At 59.4% G+C, this 1,644-nt stretch carries 1 protein-coding gene; it reads left to right on the top strand.

What is annotated here, in order from left to right:
* Position 1 precedes the first annotated feature (1 nt).
* Positions 2-1,474, top strand: a complete 1,473-nt coding sequence (locus tag NA637_RS24930; RefSeq protein WP_256075236.1) for an ISNCY family transposase — start codon at positions 2-4, stop codon at positions 1,472-1,474.
* Positions 1,475-1,644 lie beyond the last annotated feature (170 nt).

A 1,644-nucleotide genomic window follows, 5' to 3' on the forward strand; every position in this document is an offset into this window, starting at 1 on the left:
TATGCGCCAGGTTCAGCCCAAGCAACTTCAACTCGGCGAGGTCGATATCGCCGGCATCCAATTCGATCTCCGCTCTCGTGATGACATTCCCCAGCTTCTTCGTGGCCTGCAATATTTGTACACCGACGAAGTCATCCGACAGGAGGTCTTCCAGGTGCTGGAGAAGCTGGTGCCGGAAGGCGTCGACGAGGGCAATGGTCGCCCCGGCATGTCTTTATGGCGGGTATTGGTCTTGGGGGTGCTGCGCTTGAACCTGAGCTGGGATTATGACCGTCTGCAGGAGATGGTGAATCACCACCGAACCATCCGCGAGATGCTGGGGCACGGCATTCGGGATGAGGATCAAACCTACAAGCTGCAAACCCTGAAGGACAACGTCTCCCTGTTCACCCCGGAAATCCTGGATGAGATCAATCAGGTCGTGGTGAAGGCGGGGCACCGGGCGTTAAAAAAAGAAGGGGGCGCGCTGAAGGGGCGCTGCGACTCTTTTGTCGTGGAAACCCATGTCCACTTTCCGACCGATATCAATTTGCTCTGGGACGCCATCCGTAAAGTGGTCACGCTGACCGCGGATCTCAGTCAAGCACGCGGGCTCACGCTGTGGCGGCAAAGCCAGTTCAACCTGAGACAGTTCAAGAAACTGTACCGCAAGGCACAGAAGCTCAAGCACTCCACCGCCCAGGACGAAAGCAAACGCGAAGTGCAACGGCAGGCGGTCGTTCAGGCCCATGAAGCCTACGTGCAGCACGCCCGGGAGTTGACCGAAAAAGCCCAGACGACCCTCGGCATGAGTGCCCTGTCAGGCCCGACGACGATCGCGCAAATCGCCGAAATCGAGGGCTTTATCGCGCATGCGGCACGGCAGATCGAGCAGGTTGAGCGCCGTGTGGTTCAAGGCCAAAAAATACCCCACGAGGAGAAGGTGTTTTCCCTGTTCCAGCCACACACCGAGTGGATCAGCAAGGGCAAGGCTGGGGTGCCGGTCGAGCTGGGGCTGCGGGTGTGCGTGCTGGAGGATCAGTGGGGGTTCATCCTGCATCACCAGGTCATGGAACGGCAGACCGATGACCAGGTGGCGGTGGACATGGTGAGCCAAACCCAGGCCCGGTTTGCCGACCTGAAGGTGTGCAGCTTCGACAAGGGCTTTCATTCGCCCGCCAATCAAGCGGCGTTGCGCGAACGCCTGGAACTGTCCGTGCTGCCCAAGAAAGGTCGCCTGAATCAAACGGACAAGGAACGGGAAACGGCCGAGGCATTCCAGGCCGCCAGACGTCAGCACTCCGCCGTCGAGTCGGCCATCAACGCCTTGGAAGTGCACGGCTTGGACAAATGCCCCGATCACGGCATAGACGGCTTCAAGCGCTATGTGTCGATGGCGGTATTGGCCCGTAACATCCAAAAGCTGGGGGCCGAGCTGCGCAAGCAGGAGCGGGAACGAGAACAGGCCGCCCGGCAGCGAAAACGCGCTGCCTGACCGCCCTCGAAACCGATCACCGAGCGACCTCCCGGGGTCGGTGCGCTCAAAATTCAGGGTAGGCGCGGTCGATCGTCCATTATTTGATCAATCGGCCTCGATTGACTCAAGGTCGACCGTTTCCGGCCAGATCATGTGAACCGACGCTGGCTGAATTTTGATCAGCCTTT

The organism is Stutzerimonas stutzeri, assembly GCF_024448935.1.
In the GTDB taxonomy this organism is placed as follows: domain Bacteria; phylum Pseudomonadota; class Gammaproteobacteria; order Pseudomonadales; family Pseudomonadaceae; genus Stutzerimonas; species Stutzerimonas stutzeri_AO.